The organism is Serinicoccus chungangensis (assembly GCF_001483745.1).
Taxonomy (GTDB): Bacteria; Actinomycetota; Actinomycetes; order Actinomycetales; family Dermatophilaceae; genus Ornithinicoccus; species Ornithinicoccus chungangensis_A.
Genome location: NZ_LQBL01000028.1, coordinates 547,285 through 566,737 on the forward strand (window position 1 = coordinate 547,285; position 19,453 = coordinate 566,737).

Here is a 19,453-nt window from a genome sequence, read left to right on the forward strand (position 1 = left end):
ACCCCGGGGGCAAGGCGGTTCTGCCCCGGGCGGCAGCAGCGGCCTCAGCCGGCGTCGGCCACCACGACCCCGAGGGTGCCCGGGCCGGTGTGCACGCCCAGGCTGGGGTCCAGGGGCAGCACGAGCGGGTCGAGAGCCAGCCGCTGCCCCAGACGGCCCGCCAGCCCGGCGGCGGCCTCCTGGGCGTCCAGCTCGTGCACGGCCAGCCGCGGCCTCCCGCCCGTGGCGCGCATGCGCCCGACCGCGTCGTCCACCAGCGCCTCCAGCCGGGCGAGCGCCTTGCCCCGGGTCCGCACCCGCTCGGCGAGCACCACCTCCCCGTCGGCCACGGTCAGCAGCGGCTTGATGGCCAGCGCCGACCCGAGCACGGCCTGCGACCGGCCGAGCCGGCCGCCGCGCCGCAGGTGCTCGAGGGTGTCGACGTAGAACCACGCGCTCGCCCCGGCCAGCCGACGGTGCACCAGGGCCTCGACCTCCGTCAGGCTCGCTCCGTCCGCCGCCAGCGCCGCGGCGTCCTGAGCGGCCCAGCCGAGCGTCATACCGACCGTGCGGGAGTCCAGCACCCGCACGTCCACCTCGTCCGCCACCTCCGCCGCGGCGAGCCGGGCGGCCTCCACCGTCCCGCTCACCCTGCCGGACAGGTGCACGGACACGACGGCCCGGCAACCGGTACGACCCACCAGCTCGCGGTATGCCTCGACGAACTCCCCCGGCGACACCCGGCTGGTCGAGACGCCGACCCGGTGCGTGGCCGGGCGCAGGGCCTCGACCACCTCCGCGTGCCCGACCTCGCGGGTGTCCCCGCGCCGTCCGGCGACCATGACGTGCAACGGGACCACCGACAGCGCCCGCCCGGCCCCGGGGGGCAGGCAGCTGGCGCTGTCGGTGACGAGGGCGACGTCCATGGTCGGAGCGGGCTCAGACGACGATGTTGACCAGGCTCGGGGCCCGCACGACGACCTTGCGCACGGGCGCCCCGTCGAGGAAGCGCTGCACCTTCTCGCTGCCCAGCGCCAGCGCCTCGAGGTCGGCCTCGGAGATGTCGGCCGCGACGTCGAGCCGGTCGCGCACCTTCCCCTTGACCTGCACCACCGCCGTCACCGAGTCCTCCACGAGCAGAGCCGGGTCGGCCTGCGGGAAGGGCGCGTAGGTCAGGTCCTCGTGCCCGAGCCGCTCCCACAGCTCGGCGGCCAGGTGCGGGGCCACCGGAGCCACCATCTGCACCAGCGGCTCCACGGCTGCCCGGGGCACGGTGTCCAGCTTGGTCAGCAGGTTGTTGAGCTCGATCATCCGGGCGATCGCCGTGTTGGTGCGCAGGGCGGCGTAGTCCGACCCCACCGCGTCGATGGTCCGGTGCAGCGCCTTGGCCAGCGCCGGGCTCAGCGCCTCCTCGGTCACCGTCACCTCGCCGGTGTCCTCGTCCACGACGTTGCGCCACAGGCGCTGGAGGAAGCGCTGGCTGCCGACGACGGCGCGGGTCTCCCAGGGGCGGTACTGCTCCAGCGGCCCCATGCTCATCTCGTAGACCCGGAAGGTGTCCGCCCCGAACTGCTCGACCATCTCGTCGGGGGTGACGACGTTCTTGAGCGACTTGCCCATCTTGCCGTACTCCTGGGTGACCGGCTGGCCGTGCCAGGTGAACGTCGAGGGCCCTCCGTCGGAGGAGGTGTGCTCCTCCACCTCCGCCGCGGGCACGGGGAAGCCGCGGTCGTCACGGTAGACGTAGGCCTCGATCATGCCCTGGTTGATGAGGCGCCGGAACGGCTCCTCGCTGCTCACGTGGCCCAGGTCGAAGAGGACCTTGTGCCAGAAGCGGGCGTAGAGCAGGTGCAGCACGGCGTGCTCCACCCCGCCGACGTAGAGGTCGACCCCGCCCGGGTCGACGGCACCCTCCGGGGCCCCCGGGACGGTCTGCTCACGGGGACCGATCCAGTAGCCCTCCACCTCCGGGTCGACCGGCGCCGCGGTGTTCTCCGGGTCCAGGTAGCGCAGGTAGTACCAGCACGACCCGGCCCAGTTCGGCATGGTGTTGGTCTCGCGGCGCACCGGCACCGGACCCCGCCCGTCGCCGAGGTCCATCGTCGTGTGCACCCAGTCGGTCGCTCGGGCCAGGGGCGCCTCCGGCTCGGAGTCGGCGTCGTCGGCCTCGAAGGTGCGCGGCGCGTAGTCGGGCACGTCCGGCAGGGTGACCGGCAGCTGGTCGTCGGGGACGGCGTGGGCCACGCCGTCCTCGTCCCAGACCAGGGGGAAGGGCTCGCCCCAGTAGCGCTGCCGGCTGAACAGCCAGTCGCGCAGCCGGTAGGTCACGGTCGCGCGACCGCGGCCGGTCTGCTCCAACCAGGCGATGATCCGCTCCTTGGCGTCCTCGACCCCCAGCCCGTCCAGGCTGATCTCGTCGTTGGCCGAGTTGATCGCCGGGCCCTCCCCGGTGAACGCCTGGTCCTCCGGGTGGTCCGGCGTCGGCTGCACCGTGCGCACGACCGGTAGGTCGAAGGCCCGAGCGAAGTCCCAGTCGCGCTCGTCCTGCCCGGGCACCGCCATGATGGCGCCGGTCCCGTAGCCCATGAGCACGTAGTCGGCCACGAAGACCGGCACGGGTGCACCGGTGACGGGGTTCGTCGCCCAGGCGCCGCTGAAGACGCCGGACTTCGCCTTGCCCTCGGTCTGGCGCTCGACGTCGCTCTTGGCCGCGGCCTGCCGCTGGTATGCCGTGACCGCCTCGCGCGGGGTCGAGGCGCCCGCGGTCCACGCGTCCTGGGTGCCGGCGGGCCAGGCCTCGGGCACGATCTGCGCGACGAGCGGGTGCTCGGGCGCCACCACCATGAAGGTGGCCCCGAAGAGGGTGTCGGGCCGGGTGGTGAAGACCTCCAGCGACGCCTCCCCCCCGGTCGTCGTCGGGACCGGGAAGGCGACCTGCGCGCCGGTCGAGCGACCGATCCAGTTGCGCTGCATGAGGCGCACCCGCTCCGGCCAGTCCAACCGGTCCAGGTCGTCGGTGAGGCGGTCGGCGTACGCGGTGATCCGCATCATCCACTGCGACAGGTTGCGCTTGAAGACGGGCAGGTCGCCCCGCTCGGACCGGCCGTCGGCGGTGACCTCCTCGTTCGCCAGCACGGTGCCCAGACCGGGGCACCAGTTGACCGGCGCCGCCGAGACGTAGGCCAGCCGGTAGCCGTCCAGCACCCGCGCCTGCTCGGCCGGGGAGAGCTCACCCCACGGACGACCGCCGGGGACCTCGCGGCGGCCGTCGGCGAACTGCTCGACGAGCTCGCGGATCGGCCGGGCCCGGCCCGGCGCGCTCTGCCCCGACCCCGGTCGAGGGTCCGCCTCCGGGTCGTACCACGCGTCGTGGATCTGCTGAAAGATCCACTGCGTCCAGCGCACGTAACCGGGGTCGATGGTGGCGAAGGTGCGCCGGGGCTCGTGCGAGAGCCCGATCATCCGCATCTGCCGGCGGTAGGTCGACATCGCCTCCTCGGTCGTCACCCGGGGGTGCTGCCCGGTCTGCACGGCATAGTGCTCCGCCGGCAGCCCGAAGGCGTCGAACCCCATGGCGTAGAGGACGTTGGCGCCGGTCGTGCGCAGGAACCGTGCGTGGACGTCGGTCGCGACGTAACCGAGCGGGTGCCCGACGTGCATCCCGGCACCGGAGGGGTAGGGGAACATGTCCATGACCACCCGGTGCCCACGCCCCTCGGCGAGCCGCGGGTCCTCCGGCGTCGCCCAGGGGCCGGCCGGGTTGGCCGAGGCGAAGGTGTCCTCCCGCTCCCACCGGTCCTGCCAGCGGCCCTCGATGCGGCCGGCCAGCTCGGCGGTGTAGCGGTGCTGGGGGGTGCGCTCGCTCATCGTGTGCTCTCGTCTCGTTCTCGCTGCGTGGTCCTCGTCGTGCCCGGTGCAGACAAAAGCCCCTCACGCAGGAGGGGCTGGCCGCGCTCGCAGATCGGTCGTCTGCTCAGCGCGGCCCGGTCAGGAGGAGCTCGCCGCCGGTCGACATGGTGCAGCCCATGCTAGCGCAGCGGGCGTCCACCCCGTGGGGGGTGGACGCCCGCTGCGCAGCCCGGGTCGAGCCTCGCTCAGCCCCCGAGCGCGTTGAAGCGCTTGGCCATGGCCGACTTCTTGTTGGCGGCCTGGTTCTGGTGGATGACGCCCTTGGTGACCGCCTTGTCCAGCTTGCGGGAGGCGGCGTGCAGCGCGTCCGAGGCCTTGCTGGTGTCACCGCTGTCGGCGGCCTCGCGGAACTTGCGCATGAAGGTGCGCAGCTCGGACTTGTGCGCGCGGTTGCGCTCCGTGCGGGCCGCGTTGGTCTTGACGCGCTTGATCTGGCTCTTGATGTTTGCCACTGAGAACTTCCTGGTCAGTCGTTGGTCAGATGTCGTGAGGGCGACGCCCGCGCGGGGCGAACTGGCGTGGGGATACCTGGCGATGCCCGGTGCGCGGGATGGTGCGGATGGTCCTGCGAGCGCGCACGACCGAGCGCGCACGCAACGGCCAAGGCTAGCAGCGCGAGGGCGCCCCGCCCAAGTCGCGCCGGTCAGCCGTTGCGCTGCCGGCAGACCTCCAGCACCGCGCGCTCCACGGCATACTCCGGGCTGCGGACGCTCGCCTCCGTCCGGATGCCGCCCTTGACGTCGACATCGGCCTGCGCGACGGCCTGGATCGCCCGGCCCAGACGCTCGCCGTCCCAGCCCTGGCTGACCCGTCGAGCAGCGTCCACCTGCCAGGGGGCCATGCCGAGGTCGCGGGCGAGCTGGGCCGACCCGCCGCGCCCGGCGGAGGCCACCTTGCCGACCTGACGCAGCTGCATCGCCAGCACCGCCACGATGGGCACCGGGTCCAGACCCCCGAGCATGACGTGCCGGAGCAGGGCCATCGCGGTCGCCTCGTCGCCCGCGAGGGCCGCCTCGGCGACCCGGAAGCCGGTCGTCTCGACCTTCTCGCCGTAGTAGGTGGTGACGTCGTCGACCTCCACGAGGCCCTCGACGTCCCGGATGAGCTGCTCGCACGCCGCGGCCAGCTCGCGCAGGTCCTTGCCGACCGCGAGCACCAGGGCCCCGACGGCCTCCGGCGCGATCTTGCGCCGGGCGTCCCGGAACTCCCCGGTGACGAACTCGTGCTTGTCCCGATCGGTCTTGACGGCCTTGGCCTCGACGACCCTGGCGCCCCCCTTCCGCAGGGCGTCCAGCACCCGCTTGCCGCGGTTGCCCGACTTGTGCCGCACGACCAGGGTGACCGCGTCGGCGGGCTGCTCGAGGTAGCCGACCAGGTCCTCGACCAGCGCGTCGTCGGCCTCGTCCATGTCGTGGACGACGATGACGCTCCAGCCACCGAAGAGGCTGGGGCTCGCGTGGACCAGCAGCTCGCCGGCCTGGTAGCTCGACGGGTGCACGCGGACCACCTCCGCGTCCGGCTCGGAGGCCCGCACGGCGGCCAGGATCGAGTCGACGCCGCGCTCGGCCCGCAGCTCCTCGGGGCCGGTGATGAGCGCCAGGGGCGGCGGCCCGCTCACCGGTCGTCCTCGGTGCCGGGAGGCCCCCACGCGCCCAGCTCGAGCCACCCCCGGTCCACGCGGGCGGGACGCACGCGCCGCACGGCGGCCACCGGCAGCGGTCCGTAGAGATGGGGGAAGCGCTCGGAGCCGGGATCGGCAGGATCCCCTGGCTCGACGCGGACCTCCACCTCGTGCCGGGCGAGCACCTCCGGGTCGATCTCGAGCACCAGCAGGGGCTCGCTCACCCCGGCGTACAGCGCACGGGCGACGCCGGGCAGCTGCTCGGGACGGCTTGCGTGGATGAAGCCGACCTCCGCCAGCCCGGCGCCGCGGGTGGACCGGTCATAGCTCCCGGAGCGCAGCGCCCGCTCCCAGTCGGTCTCCTCGGCGAGGTGCCACAGCGCCTCGGCGGCGTCCCCCGGCTGCTCCTGCTCGCTCATGGGTGCCACTCTGCCACGCGGGTCGGACACACCAGGCAGGCTCGCGTCACGCCCCGACGGGGGGCAGCGCGGCGCGGGCCCAGACCTGGCCGCCGGCCGTCACCACGAGCACCTCGGCGACGTCCTCGCGCAGGACCGCGGCGTTCATCTCGCAGTCGAGCGGGTCACGGGTGCCGAGGAAGCTGCCCGAGCCGGTCCGCCCGCCGGAGCGGTCGACGAGCACGACGTCGTAGACCTCGCCCGGCTGGGCGCCGTCGACGACCCAGACCGTCTCGGTGCCCCAGGTGTGGGCGATGACCCCGAGGTCGACCTCGGCCCCCGATGCCGTGTCCTGCACCGTCGCCCGTTCGAGCGCGCCGAGCGTGCCCGGGTCCCCCTCCGGGGTGCCGGGGCGCAGTCGACGCACGACGTCCTGTCCCACCGCGCCGGTCGCGACCAACCCGGCCGCCGCCAGCCCGAAGAGGGCCCGCCGGCCGGGACGGGCGCGCTCGAGGTCCCGGCGCGGCGTCCCCGACCCGGCCGCGACGCCCGACCCGGCCGGCCCGTCCTCCTCGGAGGCGATCTGCTCCTTGGCCCGGCGCAGCACCGCCGAGGACGGTGTCAGAGCCAGCGCCTGCTCGTCCCAGCCGTCGAGCTGCTGCACGGCCTCCAGGGTGGCCCGGAGCTGGGCGATCTCCTCGTCGACGGTCGGGTCCGCGGCACGCAGGGCGTCCAGCCGCTGCCGCCGGACGTCGTCCAGGGACCCCTCGGCCGCGGCGAGCACCAGCTCCTCCCGGTCGCCCTCAGGCGTCGTCACGGTCATCCTCCTCGGTGAGCATCCCGCGCAGGGCGCGCAGGGCGTAGTACATCCGGCTGCGCAGCGTCCCCACCGCGACGCCGGTCCGCTCGGACAGCTCGTCGTAGGTCAGCCCGCGCACCTGCACCTCCACGACGACCTGGCGGTGCTCGGGGCTGAGCCGGGACAGCCCCGCCAGCAGGGTGACCCGGTCGGCCACCTGGGAGTCCACCCCCGGCTGCGGTGCCGACTCGGGCGGAGCGGCCCGCACCTCCACGGGCCGCCGCGACCGCGCCCGGGCGCTGTCGATGATGACGCGCCGGGCGATGGCGATGAGCCAGGTGCGCTCCGAGCCGCGCTCGGCGCGGAAGGTGTCCCGGGCGCGCCAGGCCCGCACCAGGGTCTCGTGCACGCAGTCCTCGGCGGCGTGCCGGTCACCGAGGGCGTTGACCGCGACGCCGAGCAGCAGCGACCCGTGCTCGTCGAAGGCGCGGGCGACGTCGAAGTCCCGTCGGCTCAGCGGTCTCGCCTCCCGTGGCGCAGCGCGGTCCAGCACAGTGAGACCGGCCGTGGTCATGGTCCACTCCCTCCTGCTGTCGTCGGAGGGGTATACGTCGGCGGGGTCCGCGACGTTCGACCAGTCTCGCAAAACGACCTCGGGTCGCCGTGAACGCGGGGAGGTGTGGCGACGTATACCCCTGCACACCGGCCCTGAAGCGGGGCCGACCACGATGGGAGTCAGCATGAGCACGACGACGAACACCGCCCGTCCGACCCGCCGCGGCCTGACCGCCACCGCGGGTGGCCTCGGCGCCCTCGCGCTGGTGGCCGCCGGCACCCTCCCGGCCTCCGCCGAGACCGAGGTCGACATGCCCGACACGTTCACCTCCGCCTTCTCGGTGACCGCCACGCCGGAGAACGTCGTGGACGGCGAGGGCAACCCCGCGCCCGGCGAGGAGGGCGCCATGGGGATGTTCACCTTCATGATCAACTCCGACGAGGAGATCATCTGCTACGACATCGAGCTCACCGGCGTCACCGGCGAGTACGACAGCCCCGCCAAGACGGCCACGCACATCCACCAGGCGAACGCCGGCGAGGGCGGCCCGCCGCGCCTGGCCTTCCCGAACCCGACCGGTGACGGGGACGTGCGCACCAGCGCGGGCTGCCTGCAGGGCCCCTTCACCACCGGGCTCGAGGGCGACGACGGCAACGACACCGGCGAGGGCTTCTCGCTGGCCGAGATCGAGGCCAACCCGGCCGGCTTCTCCGCCGACACCCACACCTCCGAGTTCCTGCCCGGCGCCGTGCGCGGTCAGCTGCAGGAGATCCCGGTGGGCGGCGCGGAGACCGGCGGCGAGGCCCCCGGCACCGGCGACCCGATGCTCATCGGTCTCGGTGCGGGTGTCATGGCGCTCGGCCTCGGCGGCGCCGTGCTGGCCGCCCGCGGGCGTCGTCAGCACTGACCGGCACCCCCACGGCTAGGCCGACCTAGTCGCCTCCCCGGCCTCCTCCAGCTCCAGACCGAGCTGGGTGAGCCGGGCGGTGACCAGGTCGGGCGCCAGGCCGAGGTGGTCAGCCAGCTCGGTGAGGCCCACCCCCGACTCCACGCCGTCGCGCAGCTCCTCGTCCTGCTCGTCGGTCCAGGCGTGGCCACCGGTCACCGCGGTGCGGGGTGAGCGTGCGACGGGCACCGCCCCGGCGGCCTCCACGAGCGGGGCACCACCGAGGCCCCGCGCCCCCGGCTCGGCGACCGGCACCGGTTCGGGCGCGGTCTCGTCGAGGCGCCGCAGGGCGCCCAGCACGAGCTGGGTGTCGGTGGTGGGCCAGAAGGGGGGCAGGGAGCGCTGCAGGAACCCGGCATACCTCGCGCTGATCATCCGCGAGTCGAGGAAGGCGACGACACCGCGGTCGTCCCCGCGCCGGATGAGCCGTCCCGCCCCCTGGGCGAGGCGCAGCGCGGCGTGCGTGGCCGAGACCGCCATGAAGCCGTTGCCGCCCATCCGGCCGATCGCCTCGGTGCGGGCTGAGGTCAGCGGGTCGTCGGGACGCGGGAACGGGATGCGGTCGACGAGGACGAGCTGGCAGGCGGAGCCGGGGACGTCGACGCCCTGCCAGAGCGACAGCGTGCCGAACAGGCAGGCGGCCGGGTCGGAGGCGAACTCGCGCACCAGGGTCGGGAGCTGGTCGTCCCCCTGGCAGCGGATGGTGATGCCCGTGTCGGACAACCGGCTGCGCATCTCCTCGGCCGCCGCCTCGGCGGCCCGCCGCGAGCTGAACAGCCCCAGCGTGCGCCCCCCGGCCGCCCGGACCAGCTGCTCCATCTCGTCGAAGACGGCCGGGCCGGCGCCGTCGCGACCCGGCGGCGGCAGGTGCGCCGCGACGTAGGCGATGGCCTGGGCGGGGTAGTCGAAGGGCGAGCCGACATCCAGGCCCTCCCAGGCCGGGGCGCCCGGTCCGCGCAGCCCGATGGTGCCCGCCACGGCGTCGAAGGTGCCGCCCAGCTCCAGCGTCGCCGAGGTGAGGACGACGGTGCGCTCCTGGAAGATCTTGTCGCGCACCATCATCGCCACGCTCATGGGAGCCACCCGCAGGATGCTGCCGCGGCGCTGGTCCTGGGTGATCCACACGACGTCCAGCTCGGCCTCGCCGAGGACCCGCTCACTGGTGTCGAAGACGTCCTGCACCGCGGCCATCGCCATCTGCGTCGACCCGTCGGCCTCGGCGCCCTTCTCCGGCCGGATCTCGCTCAGGGTGGCGCGGGCGGCGTCCCGGACGAGCTGCAGCGCGGTCACCAGCCGGTCCGGCAGCGCCGCGAGCTTGCCCTCGGGCAGGTCGGCCAACGCGGCCTCGAGCAGCTCGGTCGTCTCGGCCAGTCGCTCGGCGGCCTCCCCCTTGCCGGCCCGCCGCGCGGCCACCGACACCGTCGAGGCGGTCAGCTCGTCGGTGATGGTGGAGGTGACCCGGTCGGTGAGCTCGTGGGCCTCGTCGACGACGAGCAGGTCGTGCTCGGGCAGCATGAACCGCCCCTCGAAGGCGTCGATCGCCATGAAGCTGTGGTTGGTGACGATGACGTCGACCTCGCCCGCCGCCTCGCGGGAGCGCTCGACGAAGCAGTCGGCCACGACGGGGCACCGGCTCCCCAGGCACTCGTGCGAGGTGACCGAGACCTGCCGCCAGGCACGGTTGCTCACGCCCGGCACGAGCTCGTCGCGGTCCCCGGACTCGGTGAGCTCGGCCCAGTCCCTCAGCCGGCTCACCTCGTCGCCGAGCCGGGAGCGCTCGCGGTCCACCTGGCCCAGGGCCAGCAGCGCGTCCTCGTCGTCGTCCGGGAAACCACCGACGAGCTTGTGCTGGCACAGGTAGTTGGACCGGCCCTTGACCAGCGCGAAGGTCGGCCGCCGACCCAGCAGCGGGGCGAGCGCCTCGGAGATCCGCGGCAGGTCGCGGTCGACGATCTGGGCCTGCAGCGCGAGCGTCGCGGTGGCGACGACAGCGGGCCTGCCCGTCCGGACGGCGTGCGCGATCGCCGGCACGAGGTAGGCCAGGGACTTGCCGGTGCCCGTGCCGGCCTGGACGAGCAGGTGCTCCTCGCGCTCGACGGCCCGCTCGACCGCCCTCGCCATCTGCAGCTGGCCGGGGCGCTCGCTGCCCCCGACCCCGCCGACGGCGGCCGCGACGAGGGCGTCGAGCTCGGGGGTGGTGGGCATGGCCCCAGGGTATGCCGTGGCCCCCGCCCGCGCTGACGCCGTCCACAGCCCGGCCAGGGCACCTGAGCAGAGAAGGGCGCCCCACGCACGGGTCGCAGCAGCTGCCTCGGGAGCCGTTCTCTGCTCAGGTCTCGGCAGCCTCGTCAGGCCTCGGCGGCGAGGACGCGCTCGGCCCCGGTGTAGACGTTGAGGCTGCGGCCCCGGTTGAAGCCGACGAGCGTGAGGCCGACGTCCTCGGCCAGCTCCACCGCCAGCGAGGACGGCGCGGAGACGGCGGACAGGACCGGGATGCCGGCCAGGGCCGCCTTCTGCACCAGCTCGAAGGACGCCCGCCCGGACACCTGCAGGACCGCCCCGGGCAGCGGCACACCCCGCTCCCGCAGCGCCCAGCCCACCACCTTGTCGACCGCGTTGTGCCGTCCCACGTCCTCGCGCAGGCACACCAGGTCGAGCCCCGCGCCCTGCGCCCCCGGCACGAAGAGCCCCGCGGCGTGCACCCCGCCGGTGCGGTCGAAGACGGCCTGGCTCTCGCGGAGCCGGTCGGGCAGGGCCAGCAGGTCGGTCAGGTCGACGCGCGCCCGGTCGGCGCCCAGGTCGTGGCTGCTCGTGCGGCGGACGGACTCGATCGAGGCGGTGCCGCAGACCCCGCAGGAGGAGGAGGTGTAGACGTGCCGCTCCAGCGAGGGGTCGGGTGGTGCGACCCCCTCGGCCAGCCGCACGTCGACGATGTTGTAGTCCCGCAGGCCGTCCGACCCGATCCCGGAGCGGTAGTCGATCTGGTCCACGTCGTCCCACGAGGAGACCACGCCCTCCCCGTGCAGGAAGCCGACCGCCAGGTCGAAGTCGTCCCCCGGCGTCCGCATCGTCACCGAGAAGGACCGGCCGCCCACCCGGACCTCCAGCGGCTCCTCCCCGGCGAGGACGTCCGCCCGCTCGCGCACGGCGCCCTCGGCAGTGAGGCGGCGCACGCGCCGTCGTTGGGTGACCCTCGCCATACCTGCACGGTATCCCCTAGGTTCGAGGGATGGACGAGGCCACCGACACCCTGCTGCGCTACCTGCAGGCGGGCCGGGACGCGGTCGTGTGGAAGGTCGAGGGCCTGGGCGAGCACGACGCGCGTCGTCCGCTCACGCCGACGGGCACGAGCATCCTGGGCGTGGTGACCCACCTGACCTGGGTGGACTGCGGCTACCTGGGGGCCTGCCTCGGGCGCCCCTTCCCCGAGCCCGAGCCCTGGGACCTGGACGACCCCGCGACCGACCCGAACGCCGATCTCGTGGCCGACCCCGACCAGAGCCTGGAGCAGGTCCTCGACCTCTACCGGCGGGCGGCGGCCTGGTCGGACGCGACGGTGGCGGCCCTCGACCCCGGGGCGACCGGGACGGTGCCGTGGTGGCCGCCGGAGCGCCGCCACCCCAGCCTGCACACGCTGCTGGTGCACCTCACCACGGAGACGCACCGGCACGCCGGCCAGCTCGACATCCTCCGTGAAGGGCTCGACGGACGGATCGGCGCGCGGCCCGACCTGCTCAACCTCGCCGAGGACACCGACTGGTCCGCGCACGTCGCGCGCGTCCAGCAGGCCGCCGACCGCTTCCGCTGAGGCGCCCCGCTGCCCCCTACCGGTTCGGTATGCCGTCCGGCGCGCAGACGAAGTGCGCCACGAGGGCGGTCCAGCCGGTCTGGTGGGAGGCACCGAGACCGCGTCCGTCGTCGCCGTGGAAGTACTCGCTGAAGGTCGGGTGCGCGTCCCACAGCGGCCCGCGCGGGTGGTGCCGCGGGGTCCCGGGGCGTCGCCCGTCCGGCCCCGGCCGGAAGAGCGAGACGAGCCGCTCCTCGATCTCGTGGGCGACCTGCTCCATACCCATCTGCTGCCCGGACCCGGTGGGGTACTCCACCTCGACGCCGGCCCCGGCCCCGCGGCCGTAGATCCGCAACGCGTCGAGCAGCAGCGCGTTGACCGGCAGCCAGACCGGCCCGCGCCAGTTGGAGTTGCCGCCGAACATCCGGGAGTCCGACTCGCCGGGCACGTAGCGCAGCGAGAGGTCGGCCCCGGCGACGTGGACGCTCACGCCGTCGCGGTGCGCCGCGGACAGCGACCGGATCCCGTGCGGGGAGAGGAACTCCCCCTCGTCGAGCAGCGGCCGCAGCAGCGCCGACCACTGCTCCTTGGACACGAGCGACAGGGTGCGCAGGGCATACCCGCGGTGGTTGGTGTGGATGAGTGCGTCGGCGAGCTCGGGGCGCCGCTCGGTCCACCCCTGGAAGAAGTCGGTGAGGTCCGGCAGCTCGGTCGCGACCCAGTTGGGCACGATCGAGATGCCGGTGAGCGGCAGCAGGCCCACCATCGAGCGCACCGGCATCCGGTGCGCCGTGCCGTCGTCGTCGACGAGCACGTCGTGGAAGAACTCGTCCTCGGTGTCCCAGAGGGAGGTGTGGTGCGTGCCGAAGTCGTCCAGCGCCTCCGCGATCGACAGGAAGTGCACGAGGAACTTCGTCGACACCTCGTCCCACGCCTTGTCGTGCCGCGCCAGCTCGGCCGACATCCGCAGCATCTTGAGGCAGAACATCCCCATCCACGCGGTGGCGTCCGCCTGCTCCAGCCGCTGATCGCCGGCCAGCGCCTCGCTGCGGTCGAAGAGCCCGACGTTGTCCATCCCGAGGAATCCGCCCTCGAAGACGTTGGAGCCCTCGGAGTCCTTGCGGTTCACCCACCACGGGAAGTTGAGCAGCATCTTGAGCACGACCCGCTCGAGGAAGTCGCGGTCGCGGCCGCCGTCGATGCTGAAGACCTGCCAGGCCGCCCACGGGTGCACCGGCGGGTTGACGTCGGAGAAGTTCCACTCGTAGGCCGCGAGCTGGCCGTTGGGGTTCATCACCCACTCGCGGCACATGAGCAGCAGCTGCCACTTGGCGAAGAACGGGTCGACGTGCGCGAGCGCGACGCAGTGGAAGGCCAGGTCCCAGGTCGCGAACCAGGGGTACTCCCACTCGTCCGGCATCGAGATGACCTCGGCGAGGTTGACGTGCCGCCAGCGGGTGTTGCGCCCGGTCCGGCGGGTATGCCGTCCCGGCGGCGGGGGCGGCTGCCCCGGGTCCCCCTCGATCCAGCGCGGGACGTCGTAGAGATAGAGCTGCTTGCCCCACTGCAGGCCCGCGAAGGCGCGCCGCGCGATGAGCGCGTCCTGCTCGCTCGTGCCCGCCGGGATGACCTGGGCGTAGAACGCCTCGCACTCCTGCTCCCGCACCGCGAGGACCTCCTCGACCCCGGTGGCGACGGCCGGTGCGCCCTCCAGCTCGGTGAGCCGCAGCCGGACGGTGACGCTCTCCCCCGGCGGGACGGCCTCGAAGCGCCACCAGAGCGCCGCCTTGGTCCCCGTCCGCGCGGGGTTGGCGGCATCCGCCTGGCCGTGCACCACCGCGCGGTTCACCGCGTCCTTGGGGTATGCCGTGTCGCCCTCGCGCGCAGCGTCCTCACCCCAGAGGGCGGCGACGTTGGTCTCGTTGTCGCAGAAGAGAAGTGAGGGCTCGACCTGCTCGGCGCCAGGACCGGAGGACGCCTCGAGGCGCACCCGGCCGAGCTCGTGGTGCTCGCCGATGACGGCGGCGGCATACCCCTGTCGCGGTTCCCCTGCCCACAGCCGGGGCCGCCGCTCGTCCAGACCCCAGCTCCAGGTGTTGCGGAACCACAGCTGCGGCACGAGGTGCAGGGGGGCCGCGTCGGGTCCGTGGTTGGTCGCCGTGATCTCCACGCAGAGGTCGCTCGGGCTCGCCTTGGCGTGGCGGACCTGCACGTCGAAGAAGCGGTCGCCCTCGAACACCCCGGTGTCGGCGAGCTCGTACTCCTCCTCCTCGATCCCCCGCTCACCGTTGACCCGCACGAGCTCTTCGTAGGGGAAGGCCGCCTGCGGGTAGCGGTAGAGCCAGGAGGCGTAGCTGTGCGTGGGCGTGCCATCCAGCGCCCACCAGTACTCCTTGACGTCCTCACCGTGGTTGCCCTGCGGGTTGGTCAGGCCGAAGAGCCGCTCCTTGAGCCGGTCGTCGCGACCGTTCCAGAGCGCCAGGCCGAGGTTGAGGTAGCCGTCGAGGTCGCTGATCCCGGCCAGGCCGTCCTCCCCCCAGCGGTAGGCGCGCAGGTGGCTGTGGTCGAAGGGGAAGGACCCCCAGGCGTCCCCGTCCGCGCTGTAGTCCTCGCGCACCGTGCCCCACTGCCGGGCCGAGACGTAGGGACCCCACCTGCGCCAGGCGGCACGCGGGTCGTCGGAGTCGGCGAGGCGGTCGTGCTCTGCGGTGCTCACGGCCGCCAGGGTGTCACACGGTCGGGCCGACGCACTCGTCAGGACGCCAGGGCCTGCGTGGCCCTACCGTGGAGCCATGCCTGTCAGAGACCTCGCCGGACGTCGGATCGCCATCGTCGGGGCCAGCGGCGCCCTCGGCTCGCTGCTCGCGCGCCGGCTCGTCGACGAGGGTGCGCGCCTGCTCCTGGTGGGCCGCGACGAGCAGCGGCTCCGGGCGCTGGGGATCGACGCCCCGACCGTGGTCGCCGACCTCGGCGACGCCACCGCGGGTGACCGGGTGGCGGCCGCCGCGACCGAGCACCTCGGTGGCCTCGACGGTGTCGTCAACGCCGCCGGCATCGCCGCCTTCGGGTCGCTGGTCGACACCCCGGACGAGGTCATCGAGGAGGTCTTCACCACCAACGTCATCGGCCCGGCCTTCCTGCTGCGCCGGCTCCTGCCCCTCCTGCAGGAGTCGAAGGGGTTCGTCGTCAACCTCAGCGCGATCCTGGCCGAGCGCCCGATGGCCGGGATGGGGGTGTATGCCGCGAGCAAGGCGGCGATGACCTGCCTCGACCGGGCGCTCGCCAGCGAGCTGCGCCGGGCCTCGGTCTCGGTGCTGGACGTGCGCCCGCCGCATACCGAGACCGGTCTCGCCGACCGCCCGATCCACGGCACCGCACCGCGTCTGCCCCAGGGCCTGGAGCCTCAGGTCGTGGCCGACCGGATCGTGCGGGCCATCGCCGCGGGAGACACCGAGCTCGCCTCCGACGCCTTCACGTCCGGCGACTGAGGCGTCGCCGTGGGTCAGGAGCGAGCATGAGCGACCTGCAGTGCCCGGCCCGCATCGTCCTGCTGGACGCCGACGCGGCGCACACCTCGACCGAGGCCCTTCAGGCCGAGCGGGTGGCTCACGTCTACGCGGACAGGGGATGTGGGGCCCTGGACCCGGCCACCGCGCTCGCGGCGGCGTGGGAGGTCGTGGTCACCGGGCTGGATGCCAGCCCAGGCGGCTTGCGCACCGCCTTGGAGGACCTCGCCGACCTGCACCGCGGCGAGACCGTGGTGGTCGTGACTCACGGCGAGGTCATGACCGCCCTCCTGCCCACGCTGGGGTGGGCCGTCGAGGACCGTGCCCCGTGCGCCGGTCTGGTCCTGGAGCGTGACGGGGACGGCTGGCGCAACCGTGGTCGGGTGACCGCACGCCCGGATGGAGGCGCCGCTCAGACGGCGTAGTCGCTGAGGTGGCCGTGCAGGTCGGGGTCGACCTTGGCCTCGACCCGGGTGCCCTCGGCGGTGTGCTCCTCGGCGAGGATCTCGCCCTCGTCGTAGAGCCGCGCCACGAGGTCGCCCCGGTCGTAGGGCAGCAGCACGTCCACGAGGATCTCCGGACGGGGCAGCGCGGCCTCGACCGCCTCGAGCAGCTCCGGCACGCCGGCACCGGTCTTGGCCGAGACGACGACCACCCGCGGGTAGGCGCGGCGCAGCCGGTCGAGGACCTCGGGGTCGGCGAGGTCGGCCTTGTTGACCGCCACGATCTCGGGGATCTTGAGGGCCGAGCCCTCGTCGATCTCCGCGAGCACGGCGTGCACCGCGTCGACCTGCCCCTCCGGGTCCGGGTGCGAGCCGTCCACGACGTGCAGCAGCACGTCGGCGTCCGCCGCCTCCTCGAGGGTGGACCGGAAGGCCTCGACGAGCTGGTGGGGCAGCCGCTTCACGAAGCCGACGGTGTCGGACAGGGTGTAGGTGCGGCCCTCCTCGCTCTCGGTGCGCCGGACCGTCGGGTCCAGGGTCGCGAAGAGCTGGTTCTGCACCAGGACCCCCGCCCCGGTGAGGCGGTTGAGCAGCGAGGACTTCCCGGCGTTGGTGTAGCCGACGATGGCCACGCTGGGGACCCGGTGGCTGCGCCGCGAGGAGCGCTTGGTGTCGCGGACGGTCTTCATCGCCGTGATCTCCCGGCGGAGCCGGGCGATGCGGGTGTTGATCCGCCGCCGGTCCAGCTCGATCTTGGTCTCACCGGGGCCGCGGGAGCCGATGCCCTCACCCCCGGCCACCCGGCCACCGGCCTGGCGGGACATCGACTCGCCCCAGCCGCGCAGGCGCGGCAGGAGGTACTGCAGCTGGGCCAGCTCGACCTGGGCGCGACCTTCCTTGCTCTTGGCGTGCTGGGCGAAGATGTCGAGGATGAGCGCGGTGCGGTCGATGACCTTGACCTTGACGACGTCCTCCAGCGCGCGCCGCTGGGACGGGCCGAGCTCGCCGTCGCACACGACGGTGTCGGCGCCCTCCGCGGCCACGATCTCCCGCAGCTGCGCGGCCTTGCCGCTGCCCAGGTAGGTCGCGGGGTCCGGCTTCTGCCGCCGCTGGATGACGCCGTCGAGCACGGTCGAGCCGGCGGTCTCGGCCAGCGCGGCGAGCTCGCGCAGCGAGTTCTCCGCGTCCTCGAGGGTCGTCTGCCCGTTGTCCTCCCACACGCTCGCGAGGACGACCCGCTCGAGGCGCAGCTGGCGGTACTCGACCTCGGTGACGTCCTCGAGCTCGGTGGACAGCCCCGCGACCCGGCGCAGCGCGGCACGCTCCTCCCGGTCCAGCTGGTCGCCGTCCCGGTCCAGGTCGCCGTGCACGCCCGGGTCCGTGCCCTCGGGCGTCTGCCCCCAGCTGCCCCAGTCGCCCTCGTGCAGGTCGATCGCGTCGTCGTCGATGAGGGCCTCGGCGCGGCGGTCGAGCAGGCGGCCGCCGTCGGTGCCGGTCGGGTCGGTGCGTGGTGCGGTCATAATCTCCTTCGGGTCGTGCAGACGGTATGCCTGCGGCCGGCTCCCCGCCAGCCTCTCACCAGGTGAACGCCGCGGACCACCGATTTGTTGCCTCGGTCGGTCGCGCCGCCGTGGGAGACTGGCCGCCGATGAGCACGGACGACGACAGCCCCCGGCAGCCGGGTGACCACTACTTCTCGGCGCGACCCGCCTCCGCGGACGCGCTGCGACCCCTGACGGTGCGGCTGGCCGGCCGCGAGCACGAGCTGGTGACCGCAGCCGGGATCTTCTCCCCCGACGGCATCGACAAGGGGACCCGGGTCCTGCTCGAGCAGGCGCCGGCGCCCCCCGCGCAGGGGACGTTCCTCGACCTGGGGTGCGGCTGGGGGCCACTCGCGCTCACGCTGGCGCTGGAGTCCCCCGGTGCCACGGTGCACGCCGTGGACGTCAACGAGCGGGCGCTCGACCTCGCCCGACGCAACGCCGGGCTGCTGGACCGCGCTGACGTGCTGGTGAGCAGGCCGGAGGACGTCGACCCGGACGTGCGCTTCGACCTGGTGTGGTCCAACCCCCCGATCCGCGTCGGCAAGCAGGCGCTGCACGACCTGCTGCTCACCTGGCTCCCCCGGCTGTCGGACCGGGCCGGGGCGGCGGCCTACCTCGTGGTCCAGAAGAACCTCGGGGCCGACTCCCTGCAGACGTGGCTCTCCGCGACCCTGCCGGGGGCCATGGGGCCGGTGCGGGCCACCCGGGCGGCGAGCAGCAAGGGCTTCCGCGTGCTACGCGTCGGCCGGGGCTGAGCGCCTCCGCTCGGCCGGGCGGGCGAGGAACGGGAAGATGAGCACCGTGAAGGCGCCGGCGGCGACGAGCACCGCGGCGACCTCGCCGGGGATGAGGTCGCGGGAGACGCCGAGCTCGGTGACCGCCACGATGATGGGCAACCCGGTCGCCGCGTAGAGCGCCAGCCGCCGGCGGTCGGCCGGGTCGGTGAGCCCGGAACCGGTGCGGGTGAACCGCTCGCGCAGCCAGACCGGGCCCCCGCGCAGCGCCAGGATCATGACGACCAGGCCCAGCAGGAGGAACGGCTGCTCGACGACCGCCGCGACGTCGACGTTCATCCCGGAGGTGACGAAGAACACCGGCACGAAGAAGCCGTAGGCGGCGCCCTCGAGGCGCTCCTCGTAGGCCTCGAAGCCGCGCGGGCGGACGGCGCGGACGATGAACCCGGCGGCGAAGGCCCCGAGCACGACGTCGAGCTCGAAGACGCTGGCGGCGGCCATGAGCGTGAGCAGCAGCCAGAACGTCACCCGGATCGCGGTCTGGGCCGTGGTGTCGGCGCCCTCCACCAGGGCCGCGCGGATGCCCGGGACCCGCATCACCAGGCGGTGGGGCAGGACGGCCACGAGCGCGGCGAGCGCGAAGAAGGCCAGCAGGACGCCCGCCGAGACCCAGGTCGACCGCGTCGAGAGGAGCAGCGCCATGGCCATGACCGGCATGAGCTCGCCCACCGCCCCGTGCGTGAGGACGGCCGTCCCGAGCGGGGAGTCCAGCTGGCCCCGGTCCTTGAGGATCGGCAGCAGGGTGCCAAGCGCGGTGGACGTGACCGCGATGGCCAGCACGGTCGCGGCGGCCAGGCTCTCGTCCGGGATGAGCGCCCAGGCCAGGCCCAGGGCCAGCACGAGGCACAGCACCCAGGTGAGCGCGGCCTGCCGCCCCTGACGGGCCCGCAGCGTGGCCGGGTCGATCTCGGTGCCGGCGAGCAGGAAGAGCAGCCCCAGGCCGAGCTCGCGCACCAGCCCCACCCCGGACCCGACCTCCGCGAGCGCCAGCACGCCCGGCCCGATGAGGCAGCCCAGGGCCAGCAGCACCACGACGTCCGGCAGCAACCCCCGCGAGGCCCGCACCACGAGCGGTGAGACGACGAGGACGCAGCCGATCCAGAACATCGACAGCAGCGCCTCGTCCGAGGTGGGCGACGCCGACGGGGCGGCGAGCGGGACCAGCTCCATG

17 protein-coding genes are annotated in these 19,453 nt (G+C 73.9%); 5 read left to right on the top strand and 12 right to left on the bottom strand.

From position 1 onward, the window contains the following. Nucleotides 1-44: 44 nt before the first annotated feature. The 7 genes from AVL62_RS10930 to AVL62_RS10960 form a co-directional block, all read right to left on the bottom strand. Nucleotides 45-905 carry a DegV family protein gene (locus tag AVL62_RS10930; RefSeq protein ID WP_058891645.1) on the bottom strand — a complete coding sequence of 287 codons (861 nt, stop codon included), beginning with the start codon at nucleotides 903-905 and terminating at the stop codon, nucleotides 45-47. A gap of 13 nt (nucleotides 906-918) precedes the next feature. Then, nucleotides 919-3,846: a leucine--tRNA ligase gene (gene leuS, locus AVL62_RS10935; RefSeq protein ID WP_058891646.1), complete on the bottom strand. Its 2,928-nt coding sequence runs from the start codon at nucleotides 3,844-3,846 to the stop codon at nucleotides 919-921. A gap of 227 nt (nucleotides 3,847-4,073) precedes the next feature. Then, on the bottom strand, nucleotides 4,074-4,340 hold the full coding sequence (rpsT, locus tag AVL62_RS10940; RefSeq protein ID WP_058891647.1) for a 30S ribosomal protein S20: 267 nt from the start codon (nucleotides 4,338-4,340) through the stop codon (nucleotides 4,074-4,076). A 191-nt stretch (nucleotides 4,341-4,531) separates the two neighbouring features. Next, on the bottom strand, nucleotides 4,532-5,506 hold the full coding sequence (gene holA / locus AVL62_RS10945; protein ID WP_058891648.1) for a DNA polymerase III subunit delta: 975 nt from the start codon (nucleotides 5,504-5,506) through the stop codon (nucleotides 4,532-4,534). Then, nucleotides 5,503-5,928, bottom strand: a complete 426-nt coding sequence (locus AVL62_RS10950; protein WP_083518880.1) for a DUF952 domain-containing protein — start codon at nucleotides 5,926-5,928, stop codon at nucleotides 5,503-5,505. Before AVL62_RS10950 ends, holA begins: the two co-directional genes overlap by 4 nt. Before the next feature lie 46 nt (nucleotides 5,929-5,974). Beyond that, a complete protein-coding gene (locus AVL62_RS17305; protein WP_161937879.1) occupies nucleotides 5,975-6,724 on the bottom strand; it encodes a hypothetical protein in 750 nt (249 codons plus the stop codon). Continuing rightward, nucleotides 6,711-7,280 (bottom strand): sigma-70 family RNA polymerase sigma factor, encoded by a 570-nt coding sequence (locus AVL62_RS10960; protein ID WP_058891650.1) that lies wholly within the window; start codon nucleotides 7,278-7,280, stop codon nucleotides 6,711-6,713. Before AVL62_RS10960 ends, AVL62_RS17305 begins: the two co-directional genes overlap by 14 nt. 166 nt (nucleotides 7,281-7,446) lie before the next feature. On the opposite strand from AVL62_RS10960, the gene AVL62_RS10965 reads away from it, so the two are divergent. Continuing rightward, the gene (locus AVL62_RS10965; protein WP_058891651.1) at nucleotides 7,447-8,169 is read left to right on the top strand and encodes a CHRD domain-containing protein; all 723 of its coding nucleotides are present in this window, start codon (nucleotides 7,447-7,449) and stop codon (nucleotides 8,167-8,169) included. Between the two features lie 15 nt (nucleotides 8,170-8,184). Here AVL62_RS10965 and AVL62_RS10970 read toward each other — a convergent pair whose 3' ends face one another. Together AVL62_RS10970 and fdhD are read right to left on the bottom strand one after the other, a co-directional pair. Next, nucleotides 8,185-10,413 carry an ATP-dependent DNA helicase gene (locus AVL62_RS10970; RefSeq protein WP_058891652.1) on the bottom strand — a complete coding sequence of 743 codons (2,229 nt, stop codon included), beginning with the start codon at nucleotides 10,411-10,413 and terminating at the stop codon, nucleotides 8,185-8,187. Between the two features lie 143 nt (nucleotides 10,414-10,556). Beyond that, entirely contained in the window at nucleotides 10,557-11,408 is an 852-nt protein-coding gene (gene fdhD, locus AVL62_RS10975; protein WP_058891653.1) for a formate dehydrogenase accessory sulfurtransferase FdhD, read from the bottom strand. Between the two features lie 29 nt (nucleotides 11,409-11,437). On the opposite strand from fdhD, the gene AVL62_RS10980 reads away from it, so the two are divergent. Then, nucleotides 11,438-12,016, top strand: coding sequence for a DinB family protein (locus AVL62_RS10980; protein WP_058891654.1), 579 nt, complete (start codon nucleotides 11,438-11,440; stop codon nucleotides 12,014-12,016). A gap of 16 nt (nucleotides 12,017-12,032) precedes the next feature. Here AVL62_RS10980 and AVL62_RS10985 read toward each other — a convergent pair whose 3' ends face one another. Continuing rightward, the gene (locus AVL62_RS10985; RefSeq protein ID WP_058891655.1) at nucleotides 12,033-14,711 is read right to left on the bottom strand and encodes an MGH1-like glycoside hydrolase domain-containing protein; all 2,679 of its coding nucleotides are present in this window, start codon (nucleotides 14,709-14,711) and stop codon (nucleotides 12,033-12,035) included. Nucleotides 14,712-14,787: 76 nt separating this feature from the next. Here AVL62_RS10985 and AVL62_RS10990 point away from each other — a divergent pair, with 76 nt between their 5' ends. Continuing rightward, entirely contained in the window at nucleotides 14,788-15,483 is a 696-nt protein-coding gene (locus AVL62_RS10990; RefSeq protein WP_201023252.1) for an SDR family NAD(P)-dependent oxidoreductase, read from the top strand. A gap of 26 nt (nucleotides 15,484-15,509) precedes the next feature. Beyond that, the gene (locus tag AVL62_RS10995) at nucleotides 15,510-15,926 is read left to right on the top strand and encodes a histidine phosphatase family protein (protein WP_058891656.1); all 417 of its coding nucleotides are present in this window, start codon (nucleotides 15,510-15,512) and stop codon (nucleotides 15,924-15,926) included. Here AVL62_RS10995 and hflX read toward each other — a convergent pair. After that, entirely contained in the window at nucleotides 15,914-17,464 is a 1,551-nt protein-coding gene (gene hflX / locus AVL62_RS11000; RefSeq protein ID WP_058891657.1) for a GTPase HflX, read from the bottom strand. The genes AVL62_RS10995 and hflX overlap by 13 nt on opposite strands. 128 nt (nucleotides 17,465-17,592) lie before the next feature. On the opposite strand from hflX, the gene AVL62_RS11005 reads away from it, so the two are divergent. After that, a complete protein-coding gene (locus tag AVL62_RS11005; protein ID WP_058891658.1) occupies nucleotides 17,593-18,243 on the top strand; it encodes a class I SAM-dependent methyltransferase in 651 nt (216 codons plus the stop codon). Here the strand turns inward: AVL62_RS11005 and AVL62_RS11010 are convergent. Next, the gene (locus tag AVL62_RS11010) at nucleotides 18,223-19,452 is read right to left on the bottom strand and encodes a cation:proton antiporter (protein WP_058891659.1); all 1,230 of its coding nucleotides are present in this window, start codon (nucleotides 19,450-19,452) and stop codon (nucleotides 18,223-18,225) included. The two genes, AVL62_RS11005 and AVL62_RS11010, sit on opposite strands and share 21 nt — an antisense overlap. Between the last annotated feature and the right edge of the window lies 1 nt (nucleotide 19,453).

Bases quoted from the DNA above. Each gene is read 5' to 3' on its own strand.
- AVL62_RS10930 (WP_058891645.1), bottom strand. From the start codon at position 905: ATGGACGTCGCCCTCGTCACCGACAGCGCCAGCTGCCTGCCCCCCGGG.
- leuS (WP_058891646.1), bottom strand. From the start codon at position 3,846: ATGAGCGAGCGCACCCCCCAGCACCGCTACACCGCCGAGCTGGCCGGC.
- AVL62_RS10950 (WP_083518880.1), bottom strand. From the start codon at position 5,928: ATGAGCGAGCAGGAGCAGCCGGGGGACGCCGCCGAGGCGCTGTGGCAC.
- AVL62_RS10960 (WP_058891650.1), bottom strand. From the start codon at position 7,280: ATGACCACGGCCGGTCTCACTGTGCTGGACCGCGCTGCGCCACGGGAG.
- AVL62_RS10965 (WP_058891651.1), top strand. From the start codon at position 7,447: ATGAGCACGACGACGAACACCGCCCGTCCGACCCGCCGCGGCCTGACC.
- AVL62_RS10970 (WP_058891652.1), bottom strand. From the start codon at position 10,413: ATGCCCACCACCCCCGAGCTCGACGCCCTCGTCGCGGCCGCCGTCGGC.
- fdhD (WP_058891653.1), bottom strand. From the start codon at position 11,408: ATGGCGAGGGTCACCCAACGACGGCGCGTGCGCCGCCTCACTGCCGAG.
- AVL62_RS10980 (WP_058891654.1), top strand. From the start codon at position 11,438: ATGGACGAGGCCACCGACACCCTGCTGCGCTACCTGCAGGCGGGCCGG.
- AVL62_RS10990 (WP_201023252.1), top strand. From the start codon at position 14,788: ATGCCTGTCAGAGACCTCGCCGGACGTCGGATCGCCATCGTCGGGGCC.
- AVL62_RS10995 (WP_058891656.1), top strand. From the start codon at position 15,510: ATGAGCGACCTGCAGTGCCCGGCCCGCATCGTCCTGCTGGACGCCGAC.
- hflX (WP_058891657.1), bottom strand. From the start codon at position 17,464: ATGACCGCACCACGCACCGACCCGACCGGCACCGACGGCGGCCGCCTG.
- AVL62_RS11005 (WP_058891658.1), top strand. From the start codon at position 17,593: ATGAGCACGGACGACGACAGCCCCCGGCAGCCGGGTGACCACTACTTC.
- AVL62_RS11010 (WP_058891659.1), bottom strand. From the start codon at position 19,452: ATGGAGCTGGTCCCGCTCGCCGCCCCGTCGGCGTCGCCCACCTCGGAC.